The following is a 23,686-nucleotide window of genomic DNA, read 5'->3' as shown; positions in this document are numbered from 1 at the left end:
CTGGGAATTTACTTAAGTGATCGAGCAGATCGGTCGGATGATGAGAACCGAATTAGGTGTTAGTACATTTAAATATTCATCCCAGTTTAGCGATATTTTCTAAAAGTAACTGTCGTAAATACGATAAGTAAGTAAATGATGCTCGATGTGGCAATCCCAATTGCAACGCCAACCAATGAAGTGTCTAACATAATTGAAATAATCGTGCTTACGATAATACCACTGACTAAAGACAAAGTTGCCCATATCGCAACTTCTTTTAGAAATTGAATTCTTATCATTTTTTCAGTCCATCCAATAACATGGTACATCTTAAATTCTTCCCGTCGTGCAAAAAGAATTCCACCAATGGCTTCTACCAACACGGATACACTTAAAAGGATGGTGGCAATAACGATGAGGAACCGAATCGATAACCCTTCATGTAAGATAAATATGCCTAATGTAGTTTCTGATGATTTGGTCCATAGTTCATAAATGGATGATATTTGTAGTTGGCTAATACAAACGGCTAAGAGTAATACAAGCATCGTAGGGATCAATAATGATTTATAATGTTGAATGCTTGCAAAAAATCGATATCTGGTTGAACGAGTGCTTTGTCTGGGATTTACGTAAAATACAATAGCGATTAGGAAGATACTTATAAGCATGAAACAGCCTATTACAATAAAAGCTAATGAACTTAACCTCAAAATAAGTGCTAGGACCGCGCTGAACAGGCTTGAAATGAATACGAGAATCAGTTGCTCGGTCATATTTTTAACACGGATACTTCTTTTTTGCCAGCCAAGAAAAGTTAATATTTCATTTTCAGCATCTAAACGATTGCGTTCAAAACTGAGATGGCTGAAAAACCAAAACACACCAAAAAGAATAAATAAACGTATACTTAGAGTCGTATCTAAATTCCAAGCGTTCGATAATAATTGCGAAACGCCTAATGTTGTCCAAGGTGAAGTAACTTCTCCGATACCTTCAACAAACATATTTACATTTTTAAAGGAGGACCCGGCAACGATATCGACTACATACCCTTCATTGGACAATTCGGTTGCTAACGCTTCAATTCGTTTTTGTGCTTCCTCATCATATGCTGTAATATTATTCAACTTAATTCTAATGGCATCAATGGGGTGATCCCCTTTTATTAGACTGGCAGCTTCTAAAGTGGTCATACCGGCAGTAGGTGCTGCTATAAAGCTTCCCGGGGTAATGGTTGGAGTTATATTCGTATCATCTAAGGTCTTTACTTTATTGGTACTGTATATTCCTAAAGGACTTGAAGTAAGCGAGCTATCAATAGCCTCTGCTGTAAATTTCCCCATTTGCCATATCATAAAAGGAGCTTCCCAATTATTTAAATAGCTATTTCCTGCTTCTTTAACCTCCTTATAGGCAGGTGGGGGACCATCTTCAACTAAATTTACGTACATTTTGTTATCTTTAAACGAGTAATCGATTTTTGAAGCAGTAAAGTACTTTCCTGAATCGTTGTATAAAGTACCACCTTCATTTTGACCTATTCGTTTTAAATTAAAATCTTGGTCAAGAGATAAATGCTGAGCGTCAAAAGGGCTTTGATAATTCGTTAAGTCAATATTATAAGTATTTTGATTCAGAGTTTGTAGTTCCGTTAAATCATTTTCAAATTCCTTTCTTTTTTGATCATCAAAAAATTGCACCTCATAAATAATGGATTCATTACTTGGAATACCATATCTTTTATAGAGATCATCAAGGGACAAGTCCAATTTTTTCACAGTTACCTGTAAAGACAGAGGAACTTGAAAATTATTTCGTTGTAAAATAGGAACTACAGGGGCATTTCCTCTAAATTGAGAAAAAGTTTCTATTGTCTTTTTTTCTTCTTCTGTGAGCTCCCTAAACAGTTCTGAAAAATCTATTCCGGTAAGTAAACTCTCGCTTTCTGCATCGATTGCAGTTAGTAAGTTGTAACTCTGAGGAAAAGAAATATCTAGACCACTGTCGAATGGATTGTGATCTTTACTGATATCAGGATAAGTGTCAATTGCATATAAATTTTGGTTGTTGATGAACTGTAAATAGTAGACGCCATGGCTGGGAGTCACAGGGTATTTATTTATACCATCGCTAGTAAAAAATTCGTACTCAAACTTTACAGGGGAGTCAAAAGCAGGCAAGCGTATGGAGGCTGTGTTGCTTGTGAAATATCCTAAAGATGCAACCGGTGCTGCAATTTCTATTTCTGGGTGTTCTTTAATACGCTCCCATTCCAAAATAGAGATGCCACCTGATCCATCCCCTATGTAATTTTCTTCAACCGTTTTTAACTTCTTTTCTATATTAGTTCTGGCACCTTCCGGACGAACTAATATATCATAACTACCTCTACTGTAATTCTCTAAGTTGTGGGAAACAATCAATTTCGTTTCATTGGAAATTTGTATACCGAATGATGTTAGGAGAATAATTGCGGTGATAGAAATAATGGTCATTGCTGACTTAGATTTTTGATTACGAATTCTCCTCCAGCTTAAAGAGATCATAATTTACTCTCCACAACCTTTAACGAATAATTCTTTAATTCGTATATTTTATCTCCCTCATTCGCAACTTCATCATCATGAGTAACAACAATAATAGAATGCCCCTTCTTTTTCAACGTTGTTAAAATATGAAGCACTTGTTTTTTATTCTCATTATCTAAATTGCCGGTTGGTTCATCACATATAATTAACTTTGGATCATTTATCAATGCCCTTGCAATAGCCACTCTTTGTTTTTCACCTCCGGATAAGCTCGATGGCAAGCGATGAAAATAATTTTTAGTAATCCCCACTTGATCTAATAAAAGCTCAGCTTTTTGTTTTAACTGATCGATTTTTTTATCTTTTGTGAGCGGTAAAATGACATTTTCCAAAATACTAAAATACGGCAGTAACTTGAAATCCTGAAATACAAATCCGATTTGCAGTCTTCTAATGTCTGATCTATGACGTTCCGTCAACTGATGTATTGGAACACCGTCCAATTCTATTGAACCACCATCAACTGTATAAATACCGGCGATACAGTTTAATAATGTTGTCTTTCCCGTGCCCGAGGGACCTATGATACTGATCCATTCTCCTGGGTATACAGATAAACAAACATCTTGAAATAAAAAACTCCTGCTATTATTCAATACATTTTTATTAATATTATTCACTTTTAGCAATTAACCTTTACCTCCTAACTAAGTTATATCCGCGGTTGAGGAATTTTTTTATTACTTCTCAACTAATTAAATTTTTTCTCCATATACCTTCAGGAAGCTCATACTGCAAGGGATTGTTCTAATTTTCGTTTTCCAGCACATATAAACTATAACACTATTTACCATTCTTTTGCATTGCGATATTATACATTAAATTAATTCAACGTCTTATGCATGTAACTCCCTGAAATAATTTCCCTAGTTTTGATAACTCCCTAAAAATTTGAGAAAAAAGAACAAAACTTATTTTCAGTTGAACTTTTAAAAAAGTAATGATAATAGGGAAATTGAGATATATCTTGTTTCCAACAGTAGTATAGAGAAGGCGAGGTGAGAATAATTAGCTATTGGAAATAGATTTAAAAGGTTTGAGGGAAGTCGGTGGACTTACCCAAGTGGAAGTGAGTGAGGGGATTCTTTCTAATTCGTATTACTCTTATATAGAGCGCGGGCGATTTAAACCTTTGAACAGTACACTCGAACTCCTTGCGAACAGGTTAAAGGATTATACATATTAGTCATATCAAATATGTATAATCCTTTTTTCTTTAATTAAAGCACCCGTTCAGTTAAAAAAAGAACTGTACTATAAACATTACTGTTCAAAATTTGCACGTAACTTGGAATACAGTTCACCATCTTATAATAGTTAGGGTGACTATACTTTTTTTGTTAACGGAAATAAAACACAATCTTTACCTTTAGCCCTCCAAGACTCGCCACGAGTGAATGGCTAGTTCTTTCTCGACGGGAATCCCACTCATGGTAAGAAAGAGCACCAATAGATGTCTTTGGGTTTTCGCATCGTATTTCATGGTTTCATCTCAATATGGCCTCTTTCTACATGATCTTTCGTTTTACGTTCACTCTCAATAAATAAACTCAGCTGATGTGCACCTTGCTTTGTTGCACATCAGCTGAGTTTTTATTTTTATCACATGTAGAATCAAGAATTCACCCTTAAAGGACAATACGGACACATATCCGTGTCAGGCAATTCCTTATAAAGACAGCAAGTGGACCGCTTGTAGTGCTGGGAAGCTTCCTCTACCGATTCGCCTTGCAAGTAACGTTGAAAAGGGGAGCGGCGCATCGCAGGTTTCCAGCTATCATCTTGCAAGAGTAGGTTTAGATCGGCGTCTTTGTAGGGAGAGTCCAGATTGGCATACATCCAGATGACATAGCCCCAAACGTTTTCCCACAGTATCCATTTTGAAATCTTCGCCCGTTTGCTCAATTCTTCAACGAATGGATGGCCCCATTGGTCGAGTACGGACCGCAGGGCTTCCTCCCGATTTGTTACAGGCTGGCTGGCTGTTTCGGGGATAGTATAGTGAATGAGTCCATCTTTTAGGAATAGTCCTACTTCATCCACGCTTCTATGCCACAAGATTTGATGCTGGCTGATCGATAAAAAAAGGCCAGCCATGAAAAAGCCATGCCGCCTCATGTAAACGGAAGCGGCGACTGCTTCGGTCGGTGCTCCCGACAATTCCGTCGTCAGTTCCAGTATCCGATCGATTCCTGATTCCTTCAGCAAATCGTCCAACAAGAGCAAGGGAGCCGTATCGTTGTTTACATGAAGAGCAAAGCGTTCCAAGTCTTGCTGTTGTACGTCGGTTACCATCACGCGCCCGTCTCCGCCTTTAATTGCTGGATAATGCAGCGGCCCCGTCCGTACGGCACGCAAAACGGAGTTCCGAACAAAGGATCCGTCGTTACTTGGCATTCCATCCCGAAAACGTTACGCACTACATCACAAGTGATGATATCTTCTGGCTTCCCTTGTGCGTAAACAGCCCCGTCCTTGATGGCGACAATATTATGGGCATAACGGGAGGCGAGATTTAGATCATGCAATACCATTACGATCGTTCTGTTTTTTTGCTCGTTCAATTCAAATAGCAAATCCAATATTTCAATTTGGTGAGTCATATCCAAATAGGTCGTAGGCTCATCCAGCAAAATGACATCTGTATCCTGAGCAAGCGTCATGGCAATCCACGCGCGTTGTCGCTGGCCGCCTGACAATGAATCGATGGCTCGGTCGCGCAAGTCGCTGATCTTCGTCGCTTCCATTGCAGCTTCCGTCTTTTCCGTGTCTTCCTTTGTCCAGCGGGTGAGCCAGGAATGGTGTGGATAGCGCCCTTGTTTTACGAGGTCATGAACAGTCAATCCTTCCGGGGATACAGGTCCTTGCGGCAGGATGCCCATCTTCTTTGCCACGTTGCGTGCTGACATGGAATGAATGTCTTTCCCTTCGAGGAGTATGCCGCCTTCAGAAGGTTTCAATAGACGGGCGATCGATCGCAATAATGTCGATTTACCACAGCCGTTGCTTCCGACAAATACAGTAATCTCTCCGCGAGGCAAAGATAGATGTAAATCCTCGAAAAGAATTCGGTCATCATAGCCGATCTTCAAACCGTCCGTCCTAATTACAGGTTGCATATCCATATGACTTCCTTTCTGCTCGTTCTCAGTTTTCGTTACCGCTAGCATAACATAGATACAATCAATTGAGAATGATAATCACTAATTTGACAAAAACGCTTTACAAACTATATAGCTTACATATACACTACTAATTGATAATGATTATCAGTATTTAAGACGGAGGCATGCGAAATGAAGAAAACAATAAAACCGCTTTTTATAGTTATGATGTTATTTGCAATTGTACTTGCAGGGTGCTCAGCCAAAAAAACAGATGATAACGCGGGTGGCGAGAAGGACAAGGCAAATGAGAGCATTACAATTACAGGTTCTAATGGGGACGTTACGTTAAAAGAACCGGCAAAGAAAGTAGTAGTTCTGGAATGGACGTATGCAGAAGACCTTCTGGCACTCGGAATGCAACCAGCCGGAATGGCGGATATCCAAGAGTATCATAACTGGGTAAACATCGACGCGGAACTTAGTAAAGATGTAGCAGATGTCGGCGGTCGCCAAGAACCGAACTTAGAGGCAATTGCGGCACTGGAACCAGATTTAATTATCGGCGTGAGCTTCCGGCACGACAATATGATCGCGGAACTTGAAAAAATCGCACCGACCGTCATTTTCAACCCATATCCAGAAGACGAATCAATTGATCTATATAAAGAAATGACAACAACTTTCCATGAAATCGCGAAAGCAGTTGGTAAAACGGATAAAGCTGACGAAGTAATGAGCGACTTGGATAAAAAATATGAAGAAGCAAAGGCGAAAATCGACGGAGCTGACTTGAAGACGAAAGACGTCATTCTGACTCTTGCTTATTCAGGACCACAGGCACCGGAAATCCGCGTCTTCACACCGAACTCGATGGCGTCTCAAATCATTGAGAAAATCGGTTTGAAGAATGTCCATGTGCCAGATCAGTTCGAAGTATTCGGCTCCAGTACATTCAATGTGGAAGGCTTGACGAAATATGAGGACGCGAATTACCTCTATATTGTACAAGACAACGACAATGTTTATGAAAAACAATTGAATGGAAATCCGGTTTGGCAAAACTTGAACTTTGTCAAAGAAGGACGTCTATATGAATTAGGCGGAGATACATGGCCTTATGGCGGTCCACTTTCCGCTGAAACGCTGCTCAATAAAATCGTGGACACTATGGTAGCCAAATAATGCACGCCAATACGAAAGGAACAAGGTCGCTGATAGTCGCTATCGTCGGCCTTTTCCTGTTACTTGTCCTATCATTTATTCATTTAACACAGGGCCAGGCGGATTATACAGTTTCTCAGCTGCTGGAAGAAGTGTGGTTTGAAGGCAGGGTGCAGGACATTGTGATGTCTCTTCGGTTGCCGCGCCTCGCCATCGGAATTATAGCAGGAGGGGCCTTGGCGGTTGCAGGGACGTTATTGCAGACATTGACAAAAAACCCGCTTGCATCAGCGAGCACACTCGGTATTAATGCCGGGGCCTACTTCTTTGTCGTGTTGTCCATGATCTTTTTTCCATCCGTCCTCGGGCAATTCCCATTTTTCGTCGCACTCGCCGGGGCGATTCTCTCCTCGGCACTCGTCGTGTTACTGGCAGGGAAGCAGATGGAGCCGGTTCGGGTTGCACTGACAGGGATGATCATTTCGTTGCTGTTCTCCTCCATAACAGGATCCCTCCAGCTCCTTTTTGAAAACCAGACGAACGGACTGTTTCTCTGGGGAGCGGGAACCTTGGTCCAACTCAATTGGAATGGGGTCGCGTTTGCGGCACCGATGATTGCTGTTCTATTCATTGTGGCGATTTTTTTAGCCAAACCAATGGACGTCCTTTCGTTAGGAGAAGATACTGCCTCCTCACTTGGACAAAATGTCCGTGTTGTTAAAATAGCTGCATGGGCGGTTGCGATTCTGCTCGCAGCGACGACTGTCAGCGTCATCGGGCCGATTGGTTTTGTCGGCTTGATGGCCCCGCATATTGTTCGCATGCTCGGAATCCGGGGGCATCTGCAAGTCATCCTGCAATCATTCTTATGGGGGAGCGTCATTCTCATCGGAGCGGATGTGCTTGGGCGATTGATTGAGCCAGGACAGGAAGTTCCTGTCGGGGCGATGACCGCATTGATAGGCGGTCCTTGGCTCTTGTATCTGGCATGGAAAACAGCCAAAACCCATTCAAAAGGCGATCGGCAAATGGGCGGCGCCTTAAAGCCAAAAAAACTGCCCGTTGTCGTGCCTGTCGTCCTTGCATTGATTGCGGTTGTCGTAGTGGTCGCCTTATCATTTAACGGATCCGCATGGTCAATGGAATGGACGAAGCCTGTCATTTGGAATTTCCGCGTGCCGCGTGTATTGACCGCTTTTGTCATCGGCGTGTTACTAGCAATTGCGGGGGTTTTATTGCAAGGCGTCCTGCGGAATCCGCTTGCAGATGCCAGTGTGCTTGGCGTTACTTCGATGGGAGGGGCTGGCGCTATGTTGCTATTAGTCATGATTCCATCCATCCCGGTTGCCTATATGCCGCTCGGAGCGGTAGTGGGTTCGGCAATTGCGCTGGGGATCATTGTCGGAACGTCTTGGAAAAATAACTTCCAGCCCATGCTCGTCGCCTTAATGGGGATTGCCATATCGGCATTCGGCTCCGCAGCGACTCAGGTGTTCGTCGTGAAAGCAAAATTGGCGGTAGCTGCGGCGCTCGTCTGGTTATCCGGCAGCACATACGCGAAAGGTTGGGATGATTTCCAGCTGGCGGTCATTTTCTTCCTCATCTTAATCGGTCCAGCCATCTATTTAACAAGAAGCCTGGATGCCTTGTCATTTGGGGACGATATCGCAGCAGGTCACGGAACGTCGGTGAAGTCTGTGCGTGTTTGGGCACTAATCATTGGTGTTGCCATCAGCACGGGTGCGGTTGCCATTGTAGGAACAATCGGCTTTATCGGCCTCGTCGCACCGCACATCGCCCGCCGTCTCGTCGGGTTCCGCCACTTGCCGTTACTGATCGTTTCCGGTCTACTTGGCGGTCTCCTGCTCATAACAGCCGATTTCGTAGGGCGGATTGTCATTGCTCCAAAGGATATTCCGAGTGGGCTGATTGTTGCGTTGATTGGTACGCCGTATTTGTTGTATTTATTGAGGAAGCTGAAGTAGTTCGAAATAAGCTTACCTTTTATGACCTCTTCTCTGTATGTTCGGAGAAGAGGTTTTAATTTGCGAATAAAGCATAAGAGTATTGAAGTGAAATGTACCGTTTCCAATCAAAGATAAGTACAACTGTTTGACCTCTTTTGGTTACCTCCATGTTAATGCGAAAGCTCTCAAGCCATTCCGATTATGGACACGGACTGCGCCCCAAAGAATGAATATAACAATTGAGATAACGAAGAAAATATAATAGAGATAGCCATTTTGCATATAATCATACGTTTTATACTCCCACTCCACGTACCCATGATCCTTGTAATTTATTTTCATCAGACGTGATTCCCCGATACCTTCTGTTCCTTGGCTTAATAATTTTCCAATCTTACCCTCTGCCTCGCTTTCCTTAATCAATGCGAAGTAACTAATATTCTCAAACCACTTTGAATTCCGATGAATTCCTTCTTGTAAGGCAAATTCATCTTCAAAAGTAAAGTCATCCTTTGTTAGATATATTTGTCCCAAATGTTCCATTAAAGCTGTGGTTTCACTGTACGATTTGTCCCTCATAAATAAGTTAGCTGCAAAAAATAAACCTACCAACACTAATAGGATGGCTGAGGATAAAAGCCATTTAGCAACCCTTTTTTGTAACTGAAACTTTTCTAATGGACCTTTGTTTTCTGCTCTGAACCTATCTATAGCAATCGTAAATGCTTCTTGCTCCGATTTTCCTTCTTCTTTTAACTCTCGAACAGTCACTAATAAATGTGAACGCATTTCTTGTTTCAGCTCTTTTGCTTCTTTCCTGCTCAAATGGGAAAATATCGAATTCCCAAGTTGCTCAATTTGCTTCATTACTGTACTCCTCCTTTGAGAAAAGAGTTTCGAATCTCCTCGAACAATTAAGTATGATAACTAAGTAAAGACTGTAAGTTCTTCCGGTATTTTCATTTAATAATAGCATTGTGAAGGTGGCGAGGCTACTGAACAGAAGGGGCTGATGATGTATTTACGAGTATTGAATGTAATGTATTTAGATTAAGCAATAGGGTACTTTAGATTCGGGTTGTTAGCCAAGGAAGTAATTATAGATTAACGGTACTCAGAGAAATTTCTTTTCTTTAAAATTCAAAAACAGACAGATCTGTGTCAGGTCTGTCTGTTTCTATCCTTAAAATGAATAAGATTCTCCATCGTTTGGTACGAACACGTTAGTTTCGATGCCTATATCAATTGTAAATTTTTTTAAGTCCTCCCTGGACAAGGCCCAATGATTTACAGCTTCCATATGCACAGCTATAATTTTGGCATTAGGAGCGGCTTTGTACACTTCATAGACGTCATTAATGCCCATTACGAGAGATCCGCCTTCAAAGAATTGGTTATCTCCTGCATTCACAACAATGATTTCTGGCTCATGTGTATGGATAGTGTCCTGAACTGCGTTGTACCAAACTGTGTCCCCAGCTACATACAATGTTTTTTCTGATGGATGCTTAAAGACTATGCCGCACACGAGACCTGCAAGTTGTAAAATTTCACCCCTTCCATGCTCTCCTTTTGTTTTAATTAATTGAATCCCTTCGAAGACAGTATTTTCTTGTAAAACCTCAACATCTTGGAATCCAGCATGTCGAATTTCCGTTGCATCCTCTTCATTTTGGGCAAAGAGTTTAATGTCTTTCGGCAATGCATCTGCAGCAGCCTCGTCCCAATGATCATAGTGCAGGTGGGTAACAATAACCGCATCAATCCCGTTAATAATTTGATCTACGGATATTGGCAGGTCTACTAAGGGATTTTTTTTATCTTGTCTTGGTGAATTGGGGAAAGGTGGGTAAACCCCTTTTTCGGCTAACATGGGATCAATTAAAAACTTTTTTCCAGCGTATTCGAGAACAACGGTTGCATTCCGAATTTGGTGTATCTTCATGTATAGTAACTCTCCTTTTGTTTAGATTTTCTTAGAACAATGTATAGTTTATACTGGGGGCTACTGACCGATACATGGATTAAATAAAGTGTTTTAGTCGTTTAACTTTAATAATGAAGGAGTTCTATACATGTTAGATAACACGGATAAGGAAATCTTAGAAGAACTGTCCAAGAATAGCCGGATTACAATGAAAGATTTAGGTAAGAAAGTTCATTTGACTGGACCCGCCACCTCAGCTAGAGTGGCGAAATTAGAGGAAAGTGGAGTGATTGAAGCATATACAATTCAAGTGAATCGGGTTAAATTGGGCTGTTACTTACATGCTTTTATTACCATTATTACAGAAAGTATTTTTCACCAACCTTACCTGTCGTTCATAAAAACGCAAGAGAACTATCTAATCAATCATTATAAGATTAGCGGCGATGGTTGTTACATTCTCGAATGTAAATTTCCTTCTACAGAAGTAATGAATCAATTTCTGGTGGAACTAAACAAGCATGCCAACTATAAATTATCCATTGTGATTGATAAGCAGTAACCTATGTTGTTGCAGCTAGTCTTATCCTAGGTAAAATCCTCTTTTAAAATTCAATACTCAAATTTGATCATTACCACTCACTCCTCAATCATTCAATATCTTGATTGTTAGAGCAGTCGTGGCCAACATTCTAAAAAAAACCTTAAGTTATTAAACGATAAATAAGTTATATAGCCACATACGGTAACTTACCTCACCGATATCCGTCTAACGATAGAGGAGGGATAAAAGTGAGTAATTAAAAAGGTGAAGAAAGACGAGGCCACTTCGATGAACACCTTTTGGTTAACGGTATCCTTTGCTTTAATCGTTTGGAGTATTGCAATTACAGCGATGACAGGCGGTGCAGGTTGAGAGTTTTTTAGGGGGGACTGTTGGAGTTAATTCATAAAATCAGGAGCAATAGTTGAACAAAGAATTACAAACGATACGGGAGATCATTCTCGTGTCATTTTTTATTGGGTGGTTTTTTCATCAAATGCCAATAGCAATTATATTTTAGTGTCTTGCTGACTTCACTTCGTGTAGCCTGTTTTTTGTGTTCTAGTACCCCGTTACATGGCTTGTTTTTCTAAGACACAGGCATTAATAATGCTATACTAATGATATTACACAACGAAAGAGGCTCAACTATGGCTAGTACGGATTGGAATATGAAGACGTTCACGAAGGGGGCATCGATCCTTGCGATTTCGGCGATTGTTGTCAAATTGCTTTCCGCGGTGTACCGGGTTCCATTCCAGAATCTTGTAGGGGATAAGGGCTTTTATATATACCAGCAGGTCTACCCATTCATCGGTATTTTCATTATATGGACTTCCTACGGTTTCGCGGTGGCTGTTTCTAAATTGCTCGCGGAGGAAAGGACGCCGGGAGAATCGAAGGCGATTATGCGGATTGCGTTTCTCTATTTGGCTTGTTTATCGGTTGCCGTTTTCTTCATTCTTATGGCGGGAGCGCCGTTTTTTGCAAATGCCATGGGTGATCCGAAACTGGTTTCTTTACTACGGGCAGGTGCGTATATTGTGCTGCTCATGCCGATGCTGGCCACGTTGAAAGGCACTTTTCAATCATCAGGCCGGATGACACCGGTAGCTATGTCCAATGTCGGCGAACAGGCCATCCGTGTAACTGTCATTTTAATTGGCACATGGCTTGCGATCCGTGCAGGGGCTTCTTTATATAAAGCAGGAGAAATTGCGATGTGGGGAGCGGTCATCGGACAGGCGGCAGGTGTCCTCATTTTGGCTTTTTATTATCGGAGTGCCTTCAAAGGGCCGATTGTTCAGATTGATCGTTTTCGGGTTGTGAAGGAGCTGACGGTTGTCAGTTTGAGCGTCAGCGCCAGTTCCCTCATTCTCTTGCTGTTTCAGCTGGTCGATTCGTTTACGATCTTTAATCTGCTTGTTTCGCAAGGGACTCTAGTAGAACGTGCCATGGAAATGAAAGGTGTCTACGACCGGGGCCAGCCGCTTGTGCAAATGGGCATCCTGATTGCTTCCACCCTTGCGCTTGCTATTGTGCCGCTAATAGCACATCATGCGTCAAAACAGGACGGACGAGGAGCAGTTCCCTTCATTCAGTTGACGTTCCGCACAGCATTCCTGTTCGGAACCGCGGCAACAGTCGGACTGGGCCTCGTGCTGCCGTTTATGAATGAAATGCTGTTCGAAACACGAGACGGCTCTGTCGCCTTGATTGTTTTCGTTATGCAAGTGTTCTGGCTCTCTCTCATCCTGCTGTTGACGGCTATTTTACAAGGGGCAGGGAAAGTGAAAATCCCGACACTGTTCCTGCTGGGCGGACTCGTTGTTAAAGCCATCGCGAATCAATGGCTCATTCCCCTATGGGGCATAACCGGAGCGTCGATAGCTGGAAATATTGGATTTGGGGCAATCTCCATCGCTTTGCTTCTTTACTTTAAGCGGGTATGGCCAGTGCGGCTTGCGCCTTCCCGCTTTTATGGCTGGACTTTTGCAGCAACGATATCGATGGTCGTTCTTGTCGTAGCCTGGTCGATCGTTGCAGATGTCTTCTTATTTGACGATTTGCCTTCACGCATTGGGGCAACACTGACAGCGTTGACATCTGTTATGATGGGAGCAGCTGTTTTCCTGCTCATCGTCATGAAGTCCAGAATCATGGTGGAGAAAGAGTGGTATTTATTGCCGTTTGGAAAACGATTGGCGAGATTACAATTACAACTTACGCGAAATAGAAGGTGAAACCATGCAGACGATTACCATTATCGGGCTTGGCGCAGGCGATTTGGAACAGCTGTCGCTCGGCGTCTATCGAAAAATAAAATCATTGGGGACCATTTTTGCACGTACCGAGATGCATCCGGTCGTACAGGAATTAAGAGAAGAAGGCGTTTCGATTGAAAGCTTTGATTCCATTTATGAGAAACATGATTCGTTTGAACAAGTGTATGAGGAAATTACGGAGCGGCTGCTGGCCATGGCGGCTGACGGACCGGTTGCGTACGCTGTCCCGGGACACCCGCTTGTCGCGGAGAGAACCGTGCAGTTATTGATTGAAAAAGAACGGGAAGGACTTGCGACCCTTCAAATCGTTGGCGGCAACAGCTTTCTTGACCCGATTTTCTCCGCTTTGCGGATTGACCCGATCGATGGCTTTCAGCTGCTTGACGGAACCGATATGGAGCGGGACGATGTGAATATGAAGCAGCATGTGCTCATTGGACAAGTGTATGACGCTTTCATTGCCTCGGAAGTAAAGCTGTCCCTCATGGAAAAGTATGCGTATGACCACCCCGTGACAATCGTGACGGCTGCTGGCTCCAAAGAAGAGAGAGTACGTACCGTGCCGCTTTTTGAATTGGATAGGGAAACAGAAATCGATAACCTGACAACAGTATACGTACCGCCTGTCACGGAGCGCGAAGGACGATTGAAGGAATGGTCGGCATTCCGGGAGATTATCGCGGCGCTGCGCGCGCCTGATGGCTGTCCGTGGGATCGGGAACAGACGCATGAGTCGCTCAAGCGGTATTTGATTGAAGAAGCACATGAGTTGATTCAAGCGATTGACGAGGAAGACGACGAAGGCATCATTGAAGAGCTGGGGGATGTATTGCTGCAAGTGTTCCTCCATGCCCAAATTGGCGAGGATGATGGATACTTTGCGCTGGAAGACATCCTGCAATCTGTTGGCGACAAGATGATTCGCCGTCATCCGCATGTTTTCGGCGAAATCGATGTGAAGAACTCGGACGAAGTGCTTGCCAATTGGCAGGACATTAAGCAGGCGGAGAAACCGCAGAAGACATCGCAATTGGATGGGCAGGACCGTTTCTCTTCATCGTTGCTCACCTCGTGTAATTACCAAAAAGCCGCGGCGAAGGTTGGATTTGACTGGCCCGATATCGACGGGGCATTCGAGAAGTTCGCGGAAGAATGGGAAGAGTTCCAAGTCGAGGTGCGCGGGGGCTCGAAAGAAGCGCAGCTAGATGAACTCGGTGATGTGCTGTTTACCATTGTGAATGTAGCACGCTTCCTGAAATTATCGCCGGAAGAAGCGATGGTGCATGCAAATCATAAATTCAAACAGCGATTTACATTCGTCGAGAAAAGTGTAAAAGAGGGTCGGGGTTCATTCGCCGACTATACGCTCGATGAACTAGAAGCATTTTGGCAACAGGCCAAGGGAAAGGGAGATGGACATGAGACTTGATAAATTTTTGAAAGTATCACGATTGATCAAACGGCGGACGTTGGCAAAACAGGTGGCCGACCAAGGACGGATTACAATTAACAGCAAGGTGGCAAAAGCATCTTCAGTTGTGAAAGAAGGGGACGAGCTCGCCATCCGCTTCGGACAGAAGATCGTCACTGCAAAAGTCGACCAATTGAAGGAATCAACAAAGAAGGAAGACGCCGCTTCTATGTATACGATTTTGAAGGAAGAGAAGCTTGCGAAGGTCGAACCGGAATTTATTGATGATGAAGATTGAGTAAGGTCCAGATTAATTGAAAAGAGCGACGCAGTTCGATGCTGCGTCGCTCTTTCCTATTTTACAAAGACGGGTTATTTCATAATTGAGAGATCAGATGGACTAATTTTATTTAAATCTGTGTCTTTAACTACGTTCAAAAAATCACCGTTTCGATCTTCTCTATAGATATGATTCGGCGACACCGGCGTAAATTGATTTCGATCGACCGGACTGCCATTTAAAAACAATAGATATGTCCCTGGTTTTAGCGACTCGGGCTCATCTACCAAGGCATACGTTGAATTTCCCGTTTTGAAAAATAAAGCACGGCTAACAGTCAGCTCGTCACCGATCGTAATCTCCTCAGTCAAATTATTGTGTAGCACGTCAGACACCCTCACTTGATAAAGATGCTCAGTAACTACTTTATCAGTAAGCTGTCTTTCGTATTCAGCAGGCTCCTCAAAAATCTCCCCTGTTATGACTAATTGTGAGGAGCCGGTCATCTCTTCAATACTGTCAAACATAATTGCTAAAGCTGTATTGGTGAACTGTTTTTCTTTAGTTGAACTGGATATTTTGTAACCAATGATGCCGATTGCCAAAGTAAATGAAAGAATTAGGAGTATTACTGGTCTTTTCATATTGTAAAGCCTCCTCAAAATTCCTTAATGAATTTTATTTTACATCCATTTTGGTGTTTAGCGGAGAAATTATAAATTCTTTGCTGTCCTATATGCACGGAGCAAAGCTGTCCCAGTCTTGCTTTAAAAAACAAAGCGTTTGGGGTAAAAGGAAAGGGGCTGCCTTCATTTCTATTAAATCTCAGAAATACGGCAAATTGAACCCTTCGTTGTTCGATTGGCTCAAGCCATGCCCGCGGAAAGCGAGCGCCGGAACGGAAAGTAACAATATGTTGAAATGAATATATATTTCTACTTAATTAGAAGTCACATAGAAAGTAATAAAACACTTTACTACAGGTAAGAAAGCGTCCGTCCGAAACGGAAATCAACTTGACCAGCAACAGATCATTATTAACAACCAACCGTTTATTATTTTTCTTTCGTTCAACAGCTCAGCATGTCAGTTTATTTCCCTGTCATGTTTTTAATTCTGCTGCATAAGATGGCAGTGAACGTACAAGCAAAGGAGGAATACAATGCAAATTCAAACAGACAGTCCAACGTACGCCATCCCTTCCGGCGATCATGTGGTAACAATGCGAAACCGGAAGCGGATGGATATCACATCTGTGAAAACAATCGACCGGTTTGACCAAGAAGAATTTATCGTAAGAACCTCACAAGGCATGCTGCAAATACGGGGGGAGGAGCTGCGTATCGTTCATCTCGACGTAGATAAGGGGCTGCTCACATTGGAAGGAACCATTGGCACTCTCCAATACGACGAAGAAGAATCAGGGTCTCGAAATTTCCTCCATAAATTGTTTGGATGAGTCTCTCCGTCCAGTTTCTTAGTTTGCTTGCCATGATTGGGACAGGCATTGGGGCCGGAGCCATTATGGATATGGTCGGCACCGGCGTTTCCCAGACAGGAAAGACATCCTGGATACGAAGATATGCCGCCTGGCTGGAAATTATTTGTTGGATATTGATCGGTTGCGGCGCCTTTTATGTTCTTTTCCTAGTCCGTGACGGTGCGTGGCGAATGTATGACCCCGTTGCGCAAGTGAGCGGGCTGCTCTTATATGCTGCTATTTTTCACAAGCCGTTTCGTTTTTTCGGACGGATGATTATCTTGCTGATCTTGAAGCCAATTTGGTTTATCCTGCGGCTGATCGCAAGGATCATTCAATTCTTTGTCCGGGTCATTATTCGAATTTTGACAGTCCTCGCATTTCCGTTCACGACTCTCTTCTTTTTCGTCAAGAAAAGACTCTTCAAAAATAGTGCTGAATAAGCTATAATTGATAGACTATTGAAGAGAACGGAAAGTAATGAGAGGAAGTGCAGGACATGGAGCAAAGGAAGAGCAAAGCAGCCGCAACCGTTGCATCGATTGAAACTGAATATGTCCGCTCGTTGCGCAAGAAAGAGGATTGGCGAAATAAGCAGAGGAAGCGGCTGAAGAGAAAGCTTACTATCTACGCTATTTTGGCGCTGCTCATTTTTGGTGCACTGACGAACACGTTTGTGCAGCAAAAAAAGGCGTTGGCAAAGAAAGAGGCAGAGAAGGCGGAAGTGCTGGCGGATCTGAAGGAAGTAACGGAAGAGCAAGAATCCTTGAAGCAACAGCTCGTCAAGCTCGATGATGATGAATATATTGCCAAGCTCGCGAGGAAACATTATTTCTTATCTGAAAAGAATGAGATCATTTTCTCGGTCCCTGAACATACCAAGAAAAAGGGAAAAAAAGAGTCCGGAAAAGAGTAGTCTTATTGACACTCTTTTTTTGTTGGCTATAATGAGAGTAAGGATCTTGCGCAAGCAAGTGTCGCCGATGTGATAAATAGGCTTCCGGCGAGAGCCGCTTAAATTTTTAAGGAGGAGCAATTTTTTTATGTCAATTGAAGTAGGCAGCAAGTTACAGGGGAAAGTTACAGGGATCACAAACTTCGGAGCATTTGTTGAGCTGCCGAACGGTTCAACTGGTCTAGTCCATATTAGTGAAGTCGCGGATAATTATGTAAAGGACATTAACGACCATTTAAAAGTGGGAGACATGGTTGAAGTTAAAGTGATGAACGTCGGAACAGACGGTAAAATCGGGCTCTCCATCAGGAAAGCAAAGCCTGAAGCAGAACGTCCTCAACGCCCTCAACGTCCTCGTCATGGTGGAGGCCGTCCTCAAACAGAACGACCTGAAAATTTCGAACAAAAAATGGCAAAGTTCATGAAAGATAGCGAAGAACGTCTTTCCACTTTGAAAAGAGCAACAGAGTCTAAACGCGGTGGCCGTGGCGCAAGAAGAGGGTAACTTGCTGGCTGTTTCAATTTAGGTCCATATATGTAATGTGAATTAAGCAATTTTGGTGGAATCGTCCACTGAGATTGCTTTTTTTATTTGGAAAAAAGGATTCCGTCTTCCTAGAAGCGAAGGAAAGGGAGAAAAGGGGGAATGACAATGGCTGAACACGTAATGAAAGGATTGCAGCAGTACATCGAGTGGGTGGAAGCGCTTCACACCCTGCCGGAAAAGAAGGCGGCCATGCCGTATGCGGACGGGAAATGGTCGCCCAAAGAGATTCTTATGCATATGGCGGAATGGGACCGTTACACGTTGGAAGAGAGACTGCCTTATATGAAAGAAAGCTCCAGCGTTCAGGAAGTCCTTTCGGATATTCCGTTCGACGAGTTCAATGCGGAAGCCGCACGACAGGCGAAGGACAAAACGTTTGAGGAGATTAGGGCGTATGCGGTTGACATGAGAGGCCGTTTGCTTAGCGAGCTTGCGCAGGTGAAGGAAGAGCGATGGGACGAGCCGATTCGTATTGGAGAGTTTACTATTACAATGCGTCAGTATTTTACCGATTTCATCGAACATGACCAGCATCATAAGAAGCAGATTGACTCGTTACGCGTAGCAGGATGAAAAAAGCGGCTCCCGGTAAGGGGAGCCGCTTTCGTCTCTTTCAGTATAGCGGCGGAGGGAGTCGAACCCACGACCTCACGGGTATGAACCGTACGCTCTAGCCAGCTGAGCTACACCGCCATGAATGTTCATGAAGTTTGCTTGCGCTACCTTTTTGAACAACAATCAACATATTACATGCGTTTGTGATACATGTCAACTACTCTTCAAGAAAAAGTAGAGAAATTGTCCGTAACAAGTCGAAAGATTTTTAGGCACCCTTGTCATGAACAGACAAAATCTGTTCCAAGTCCTATGTATACTTTGAGAAAAGCAGACATAGGGGGAATATGGAAATGAAGATGATAGGTAATTTGGAGAGACCGGTCAGTCAACAAATCCGCCATGCGGTCGAGTCGGTAATGAAGCGAAAACTGTATATTGCGCTGGCGGCTTTGTTCTTAGTAGGATCCTTTTTCTTATCACAAGCAATTTTATTCGACTCCGCAGTTCCTTTCTTTTTGCCGATTTGGGCATTGGCGCAGCTCCGTTTCCGTAAGCATCTCCTTTGGGCGTTCATTGGAGGCATGGCAGGGAGTGCTTTATTAGGGGTAGGACAAGCCGTCATTCATTTGCTGGAGCTGTTGCTTTTCAGTGTCGTTGTAAAGCAGCCGCTGCTACGCAAGTCCATCCCGCTCACAGTGGCCGGTTGTATTATTGTCGTCCAAGTCGTATGGCAATTTATTATGTTTGGCGGAAATCCTCCGGTGATTGTCCAGCTGACGATCGGGTTTGAGGCGGTGATCGCCCTTTTCATGACATTCTTCCTTCTTGTCGCCTTTCCTCATACGGAACGGATTTTGTTTGGCCAATGGTCTCCTGAGAGGCTGGGCGCCATTTGCATAGTCGGAACGATGGCGACAACCGGGATGGGCGGCCTGATGATTGGACCGGTGTCCATACCAGGAGTTCTCCTGCATTTAACTATTCTTCTTGCAGCTTTAGCGGGTGGTTTGCCGTTTTCTACGACAATCGCGATGATGATTGCGGCCATTGCTGGCATAGCGGAGCTTTCGTTTACAGGCATGATGGCGGTTTATGGAATGACCGGCTTTTTTGCGGGTGCCTTTCGCAGGCTCGGTAAGCTCGGAATTGCGACGGGAGGATTGGCCGTTTCCGTCTTCTTTCTGCTCTATGATTTAACATTGCCATTGGATGCGTCCCATTTTTATACTATCGCTGCCGCCTCGTTCTTATTTTTCCTTGTGCCTGCGAAAAAAATGGAACCGATCCGCAATATTTTTGTTACGGACAATCCGGATATGTCGGTTAAGCGGCAAAAATGGTTGACCGATCGGATGAACGAGCAATTAAAGGACTTTCAGCAATTTGCCAATTTCATGTCCACTTTAGTTAATGACCGCTTTTCGGATGATCAGGAGGAGCCGGATCGAGCGATTCCAACGATCTGCCAGTCGTGCTTCAGGTATTCAAAATGCTGGGAAAATAAGGATGAAGGGATGGCGAGGCTTCTTTACGAATGGGAATCAACGTATTCTGCAACGAAAAAAGCGGCCCGGCACCGGGTGGAGGAGAGAATTAAACAGAAATGCATCCGGTCCAACGGGCTGATTACTGAAATGGAAGAGCAGTCGACGAACCGGCTGCTGATGGGGCAATTGCAACACGGCAGAAAGATGCTCGCCCTTCAGCTTCGAGATATGAGCAGCCATTTGGAAAAAATCATGAGTGAAATAAAGGAGGATTTATCTGTTCATAAAGTGGCAGAGGAGGAACTGGCCAAACGAATGGAGCGGCAAGGTATCGAATTCTATCAAATTGATATCTTATCGGAGGTGAGAGGAGCCTATCAAATTGTCTGTTCAGTTCCGGAGAAACGGTCGGCATTTGAAACGGATACGACAGTTGCTGAAAGGTTGATTGTGCCCATTTTAGAAGAGATGTACGGAGAACCGTTCAAAGTGGCAAAATCTGTTGCGGAACAGCTTCCTTTTCCGCATCTTCAATTAACGTTCAGCTCGGCCGTCCGTTTCTCCATGGAATATGGCGTCGTTGCGACGGCGGGCACAGGAACTTTCTTTGCGGGAGATGCTTATGAAATTTTTCCGATTCATGACGGCTTGACGGCCGTCCTGCTCTCAGACGGAATGGGCCAGGATGTAAACGCTTACCGGGAGAGCCGAAAAGTGATCCGCCTGATGCGGGAATGCCTGGATCGGAAAATGGATCCCGAAACAGCAATGCATACGCTGCATTATATGATGTCGTTAAATGGGTTAGATGATATGTATGCGACGCTTGACTTGGCATTGCTCGATTTGCAGGATGGCAAGCTGTGGTCGTGGAAGGCCGGTTCCATGAGTACGTATATTAAGAGAGGTCAAGAATTCATTCGCCTCGATAGCAAATCGGTGCCCGTTGGCTTCCTTCCATCCTTCTCGGTAGAAGCCAAACATGAAGAATTGAAGTCGGGTGATTTGATTGTCATGTTGACGGATGGAATGTTTCATCCGAATGTTTCTATCGAAAAGCAGGAGCAGGCACTCTACCGGATTCTGGATACGCATGGGGATTTAAGTGCCGAAGTTGTGTCGGATAAAATCATGGCGGAAATGGAGAGGAAGTTTGGGATGGTGGCGGATGACAGGACGGTTCTAGTTATGAAAATCGATCATATTTTGCCGAAGTGGCAAACAATCCGTCCGCATGAACGAATTATTTCCCGGGAAAGGGTGGTAGTATAGAAGCAACAACTTGACGTAATGGAGGGTCCTAAATGGACAAGTTTGAACGAAAAGTGATGGACTATATAGAAAGGAGAGCTTTGATTGGAAGAGGGGACCGGATCCTCGTTGCTTGTTCAGGCGGCGTTGATTCGGTCGGCCTGCTTCTATTTCTCGCCAGGCAGCGTGAATACTTGGACATCGAACTCGCGGCAGTTCATGTTGATCATATGTTGCGAGGCGAAGAATCAAAAGAGGATGGGGTGTATGTAAGGAAACTTTGCACAAGGACTGATATTCCGTTTTACGGTGGCGAGGTGCCAGTGCCCGAACTGATAGAAAAGGACGGCGGCAATGTACAGGATATTTGCAGAAAGGAGAGATATGGCTACTTTGCAAAAGTGATGGAGGAAGGAGGTTATACGAAACTGGCGGTAGCGCATCATGCGGAGGATCAATTGGAAACGGTTCTCATGCAGCTGTCCAAAGGAAGTGTTCCTGTCGGGATGCGTGATGCAAGAAAGGTTGAAGGAGGAATGCTCATCAGGCCATTTATGGCGGTAAATAAATTCGAAATCCGTTCATTTATTGAAAAGCTGGGCGTTGCGCATCGTGAAGACCCGAGCAACGCCAGTGACAAGTATACCCGCAATTATCTCAGGCATCATGTGGTGCCTCCAATCCTAAAAACGAATCATATGGCAGCTGTCAACTCGGTCCGGATGGCGGAAAGTCTCCAGGAGGATGATGCATTACTGAATGGCATGGCAAGTGAGGCGCTTTCCGGGGTGCTTACATTGACAGCTGAGTGTCTTCCGTCCATTGAAATAAAGCGGTTTGCGCATATGCACCCTGCTTTACAAAAAAGGATGATTCCTCTACTATTAAATTATCTTTATCGTGGGGAAAAAATACCTGTCGAGTACAGTGCGGCACTTATCGAGCAGCTCCTGCGCCAAATGCAGACGGATGCTGGAAATGCGGCACTCCATTTGCCTGGCGGGTATCTTTGCATAAGGGAATATGGAGTTTTGCGGTTCGAAAAAAGCATTCAACAGCCGGAGCCCGATCCACCAAAGGAACTGCTGAAAGGCGTCTGGACAAGGTGGGGGGAGCAGTGCTTCTACTGGAATGCTGCTTCTGCGGAAAGCCTGCCGCCTTCCAGTGAATGCGAGGAGCGCATGTATTTTACGCTGCCTGCAGGGGAGTTGCCGCTTTTTGTAAGAGCAAGGAAAGACGGTGACCGGATTTGGCTGAAGGGAATGGCCGAACCGAAGCGGTTATCCCGCCTGTTCATTGATGAAAAGGTTGCTTCGCAGAAAAGGGAGAGACTCCCGATCATTGTAACTGCAAATGACGAAGTTTGCGCAGTGCCGAGCATTCGTTATGGAAAGTTGTTTTCCAGGCAGGCAAGTGGGGAAGAGTATGTATTCATGGTGAAATCAGTTGGCAAATGTTATGGTCCCGATCAGGAGTTGGCGGGTACATAAGTCCCTTCACTTCAATCAGTGGAGACGTATTTGTTTGTCCATCACATCATTTGGAAAGAGGAGGACTTTCGATGTTAGAGAAAGATATCGAAGAAGTATTGATTACTGAAGAACAACTTCAAGAAAAGATAGCGGAGCTTGGAGCTGTCCTGTCTGAGGAGTATAAGGATAAATTCCCGCTAGCCATCGGAGTCCTCAAAGGCGCTCTTCCGTTTATGAGCGATTTGATTAAAAGGATCGATGCATACATAGAATTGGATTTCATGGATGTGTCCAGCTATGGAAACGCGACAGTTTCTTCGGGAGAAGTAAAAATCGTCAAGGATTTGAATACGAGTGTCGAGGGAAGAGATGTCTTAATCATCGAAGACATCATCGACAGCGGGAAAACATTAAATTACCTTGTCGATCTGTTCAAATATCGCAAAGCAAAATCCATTAAAATTGTCACGCTGCTTGATAAACCGACTGGCCGGAAGGTGGACTTAAGTGCTGACCATGTTGGTTTCCTCGTTCCGGATGCGTTCGTTGTTGGATACGGACTGGACTACGCGGAAAAATATCGCAACTTGCCCTATATCGGTGTTCTGAAAAAGGAAATCTACTCTTTTTGAAAGCTTTCCGACAAGTCCTCCTCAAGGGCGACGGAAAGCTTTTTCCATA

Annotated in this window: 22 protein-coding genes and 1 tRNA gene; 15 read left to right on the top strand and 8 right to left on the bottom strand. The window is 43.8% G+C overall.

The genetic code is table 11. The annotated features are described in order from the left end of the window. Positions 1-86: 86 nt before the first annotated feature. Positions 87-2,531 (bottom strand): ABC transporter permease, encoded by a 2,445-nt coding sequence (locus NCCP2222_RS19365; protein ID WP_248514041.1) that lies wholly within the window; start codon positions 2,529-2,531, stop codon positions 87-89. Continuing rightward, entirely contained in the window at positions 2,528-3,193 is a 666-nt protein-coding gene (locus tag NCCP2222_RS19360; RefSeq protein ID WP_248514087.1) for an ABC transporter ATP-binding protein, read from the bottom strand. Before NCCP2222_RS19360 ends, NCCP2222_RS19365 begins: the two co-directional genes overlap by 4 nt. A gap of 395 nt (positions 3,194-3,588) precedes the next feature. Here NCCP2222_RS19360 and NCCP2222_RS20920 point away from each other — a divergent pair, with 395 nt between their 5' ends. Further along, the gene (locus tag NCCP2222_RS20920; RefSeq protein WP_375709227.1) at positions 3,589-3,759 is read left to right on the top strand and encodes a helix-turn-helix domain-containing protein; all 171 of its coding nucleotides are present in this window, start codon (positions 3,589-3,591) and stop codon (positions 3,757-3,759) included. A 428-nt stretch (positions 3,760-4,187) separates the two neighbouring features. Here the strand turns inward: NCCP2222_RS20920 and NCCP2222_RS19355 are convergent, their stop codons facing one another. Both NCCP2222_RS19355 and NCCP2222_RS19350 read right to left on the bottom strand, forming a co-directional pair. Further along, positions 4,188-4,868: a hypothetical protein gene (locus NCCP2222_RS19355; RefSeq protein WP_248514040.1), complete on the bottom strand. Its 681-nt coding sequence runs from the start codon at positions 4,866-4,868 to the stop codon at positions 4,188-4,190. Continuing rightward, on the bottom strand, positions 4,868-5,692 hold the full coding sequence (locus NCCP2222_RS19350; protein WP_238079139.1) for an ABC transporter ATP-binding protein: 825 nt from the start codon (positions 5,690-5,692) through the stop codon (positions 4,868-4,870). Before NCCP2222_RS19350 ends, NCCP2222_RS19355 begins: the two co-directional genes overlap by 1 nt. 177 nt (positions 5,693-5,869) lie before the next feature. On the opposite strand from NCCP2222_RS19350, the gene NCCP2222_RS19345 reads away from it, so the two are divergent. Together NCCP2222_RS19345 and NCCP2222_RS19340 are read left to right on the top strand one after the other, a co-directional pair. Further along, complete coding sequence (locus NCCP2222_RS19345) at positions 5,870-6,862, top strand: ABC transporter substrate-binding protein (RefSeq protein WP_248514039.1); 993 nt, start codon at positions 5,870-5,872, stop codon at positions 6,860-6,862. Beyond that, entirely contained in the window at positions 6,862-8,826 is a 1,965-nt protein-coding gene (locus tag NCCP2222_RS19340) for an iron ABC transporter permease (RefSeq protein ID WP_248514037.1), read from the top strand. Before NCCP2222_RS19345 ends, NCCP2222_RS19340 begins: the two co-directional genes overlap by 1 nt. 141 nt (positions 8,827-8,967) lie before the next feature. Here the strand turns inward: NCCP2222_RS19340 and NCCP2222_RS19335 are convergent, their stop codons facing one another. Next, a complete protein-coding gene (locus NCCP2222_RS19335) occupies positions 8,968-9,675 on the bottom strand; it encodes a permease prefix domain 1-containing protein (RefSeq protein WP_248514035.1) in 708 nt (235 codons plus the stop codon). A gap of 316 nt (positions 9,676-9,991) precedes the next feature. Next, positions 9,992-10,753 carry an MBL fold metallo-hydrolase gene (locus NCCP2222_RS19330; protein WP_248514034.1) on the bottom strand — a complete coding sequence of 254 codons (762 nt, stop codon included), beginning with the start codon at positions 10,751-10,753 and terminating at the stop codon, positions 9,992-9,994. A 130-nt stretch (positions 10,754-10,883) separates the two neighbouring features. On the opposite strand from NCCP2222_RS19330, the gene NCCP2222_RS19325 reads away from it, so the two are divergent. The 4 genes from NCCP2222_RS19325 (at position 10,884) to NCCP2222_RS19310 (ending at position 15,273) form a co-directional block, all read left to right on the top strand. Continuing rightward, entirely contained in the window at positions 10,884-11,297 is a 414-nt protein-coding gene (locus NCCP2222_RS19325; protein WP_248514032.1) for an Lrp/AsnC family transcriptional regulator, read from the top strand. Positions 11,298-11,929: 632 nt separating this feature from the next. Beyond that, complete coding sequence (locus NCCP2222_RS19320; protein ID WP_248514031.1) at positions 11,930-13,522, top strand: putative polysaccharide biosynthesis protein; 1,593 nt, start codon at positions 11,930-11,932, stop codon at positions 13,520-13,522. Between the two features lie 4 nt (positions 13,523-13,526). Next, positions 13,527-14,993, top strand: coding sequence for a bifunctional methyltransferase/pyrophosphohydrolase YabN (gene yabN, locus NCCP2222_RS19315; RefSeq protein ID WP_248514030.1), 1,467 nt, complete (start codon positions 13,527-13,529; stop codon positions 14,991-14,993). Next, on the top strand, positions 14,983-15,273 hold the full coding sequence (locus tag NCCP2222_RS19310) for an RNA-binding S4 domain-containing protein (protein WP_238079128.1): 291 nt from the start codon (positions 14,983-14,985) through the stop codon (positions 15,271-15,273). Before yabN ends, NCCP2222_RS19310 begins: the two co-directional genes overlap by 11 nt. Positions 15,274-15,347: 74 nt before the next feature. Here NCCP2222_RS19310 and NCCP2222_RS19305 read toward each other — a convergent pair whose 3' ends face one another. Then, entirely contained in the window at positions 15,348-15,899 is a 552-nt protein-coding gene (locus NCCP2222_RS19305; RefSeq protein WP_248514028.1) for a hypothetical protein, read from the bottom strand. A 518-nt stretch (positions 15,900-16,417) separates the two neighbouring features. On the opposite strand from NCCP2222_RS19305, the gene yabP reads away from it, so the two are divergent. From yabP to NCCP2222_RS19280, 5 genes are all read left to right on the top strand, one after another. Beyond that, positions 16,418-16,714: a sporulation protein YabP gene (yabP, locus tag NCCP2222_RS19300; protein WP_184212190.1), complete on the top strand. Its 297-nt coding sequence runs from the start codon at positions 16,418-16,420 to the stop codon at positions 16,712-16,714. Further along, positions 16,711-17,178 (top strand): spore cortex biosynthesis protein YabQ, encoded by a 468-nt coding sequence (gene yabQ, locus NCCP2222_RS19295; RefSeq protein ID WP_375709226.1) that lies wholly within the window; start codon positions 16,711-16,713, stop codon positions 17,176-17,178. Before yabP ends, yabQ begins: the two co-directional genes overlap by 4 nt. Positions 17,179-17,234: 56 nt before the next feature. Further along, a complete protein-coding gene (locus NCCP2222_RS19290) occupies positions 17,235-17,651 on the top strand; it encodes an FtsB family cell division protein (RefSeq protein WP_248514026.1) in 417 nt (138 codons plus the stop codon). 127 nt (positions 17,652-17,778) lie between these two features. Further along, a complete protein-coding gene (locus NCCP2222_RS19285) occupies positions 17,779-18,195 on the top strand; it encodes a S1 domain-containing RNA-binding protein (protein WP_238079125.1) in 417 nt (138 codons plus the stop codon). A gap of 147 nt (positions 18,196-18,342) precedes the next feature. Beyond that, on the top strand, positions 18,343-18,810 hold the full coding sequence (locus tag NCCP2222_RS19280) for a DinB family protein (RefSeq protein ID WP_248514024.1): 468 nt from the start codon (positions 18,343-18,345) through the stop codon (positions 18,808-18,810). Positions 18,811-18,856: 46 nt separating this feature from the next. Here the strand turns inward: NCCP2222_RS19280 and NCCP2222_RS19275 are convergent. Continuing rightward, positions 18,857-18,930, bottom strand: a tRNA-Met gene (locus NCCP2222_RS19275). A gap of 215 nt (positions 18,931-19,145) precedes the next feature. Here NCCP2222_RS19275 and NCCP2222_RS19270 point away from each other — a divergent pair. The 3 genes from NCCP2222_RS19270 (at position 19,146) to hpt (ending at position 23,637) form a co-directional block, all read left to right on the top strand. Then, on the top strand, positions 19,146-21,554 hold the full coding sequence (locus tag NCCP2222_RS19270) for a SpoIIE family protein phosphatase (RefSeq protein ID WP_248514023.1): 2,409 nt from the start codon (positions 19,146-19,148) through the stop codon (positions 21,552-21,554). A 32-nt stretch (positions 21,555-21,586) separates the two neighbouring features. Further along, positions 21,587-23,023: a tRNA lysidine(34) synthetase TilS gene (gene tilS / locus NCCP2222_RS19265; RefSeq protein WP_248514021.1), complete on the top strand. Its 1,437-nt coding sequence runs from the start codon at positions 21,587-21,589 to the stop codon at positions 23,021-23,023. Positions 23,024-23,094: 71 nt separating this feature from the next. Further along, complete coding sequence (gene hpt, locus NCCP2222_RS19260; protein ID WP_184212206.1) at positions 23,095-23,637, top strand: hypoxanthine phosphoribosyltransferase; 543 nt, start codon at positions 23,095-23,097, stop codon at positions 23,635-23,637. Positions 23,638-23,686 lie beyond the last annotated feature (49 nt).

Source organism: Sporosarcina sp. NCCP-2222 (genome assembly GCF_023168145.1).
In the GTDB taxonomy this organism is placed as follows: domain Bacteria; phylum Bacillota; class Bacilli; order Bacillales_A; family Planococcaceae; genus Sporosarcina.
The sequence above is the reverse complement of the archived record's forward strand: the minus strand, read 5'-3'. Positions and strand labels throughout refer to the sequence as shown.

Coding starts and splice junctions, on each gene's coding strand:
- NCCP2222_RS19350 (WP_238079139.1), bottom strand. CDS start 5,692: ATGCAACCTGTAATTAGGACGGACGGTTTGAAGATCGGCTATGATGAC.
- tilS (WP_248514021.1), top strand. CDS start 21,587: ATGGACAAGTTTGAACGAAAAGTGATGGACTATATAGAAAGGAGAGCT.
- NCCP2222_RS19270 (WP_248514023.1), top strand. CDS start 19,146: ATGAAGATGATAGGTAATTTGGAGAGACCGGTCAGTCAACAAATCCGC.
- hpt (WP_184212206.1), top strand. CDS start 23,095: ATGTTAGAGAAAGATATCGAAGAAGTATTGATTACTGAAGAACAACTT.
- NCCP2222_RS19320 (WP_248514031.1), top strand. CDS start 11,930: ATGGCTAGTACGGATTGGAATATGAAGACGTTCACGAAGGGGGCATCG.
- NCCP2222_RS19290 (WP_248514026.1), top strand. CDS start 17,235: ATGGAGCAAAGGAAGAGCAAAGCAGCCGCAACCGTTGCATCGATTGAA.
- yabQ (WP_375709226.1), top strand. CDS start 16,711: ATGAGTCTCTCCGTCCAGTTTCTTAGTTTGCTTGCCATGATTGGGACA.
- NCCP2222_RS19365 (WP_248514041.1), bottom strand. CDS start 2,531: ATGATCTCTTTAAGCTGGAGGAGAATTCGTAATCAAAAATCTAAGTCA.
- NCCP2222_RS19355 (WP_248514040.1), bottom strand. CDS start 4,868: ATGGTAACCGACGTACAACAGCAAGACTTGGAACGCTTTGCTCTTCAT.
- yabN (WP_248514030.1), top strand. CDS start 13,527: ATGCAGACGATTACCATTATCGGGCTTGGCGCAGGCGATTTGGAACAG.
- NCCP2222_RS19305 (WP_248514028.1), bottom strand. CDS start 15,899: ATGAAAAGACCAGTAATACTCCTAATTCTTTCATTTACTTTGGCAATC.
- NCCP2222_RS19325 (WP_248514032.1), top strand. CDS start 10,884: ATGTTAGATAACACGGATAAGGAAATCTTAGAAGAACTGTCCAAGAAT.
- NCCP2222_RS19345 (WP_248514039.1), top strand. CDS start 5,870: ATGAAGAAAACAATAAAACCGCTTTTTATAGTTATGATGTTATTTGCA.
- yabP (WP_184212190.1), top strand. CDS start 16,418: ATGCAAATTCAAACAGACAGTCCAACGTACGCCATCCCTTCCGGCGAT.
- NCCP2222_RS19310 (WP_238079128.1), top strand. CDS start 14,983: ATGAGACTTGATAAATTTTTGAAAGTATCACGATTGATCAAACGGCGG.
- NCCP2222_RS19285 (WP_238079125.1), top strand. CDS start 17,779: ATGTCAATTGAAGTAGGCAGCAAGTTACAGGGGAAAGTTACAGGGATC.
- NCCP2222_RS19335 (WP_248514035.1), bottom strand. CDS start 9,675: ATGAAGCAAATTGAGCAACTTGGGAATTCGATATTTTCCCATTTGAGC.
- NCCP2222_RS19340 (WP_248514037.1), top strand. CDS start 6,862: ATGCACGCCAATACGAAAGGAACAAGGTCGCTGATAGTCGCTATCGTC.
- NCCP2222_RS19280 (WP_248514024.1), top strand. CDS start 18,343: ATGGCTGAACACGTAATGAAAGGATTGCAGCAGTACATCGAGTGGGTG.
- NCCP2222_RS19330 (WP_248514034.1), bottom strand. CDS start 10,753: ATGAAGATACACCAAATTCGGAATGCAACCGTTGTTCTCGAATACGCT.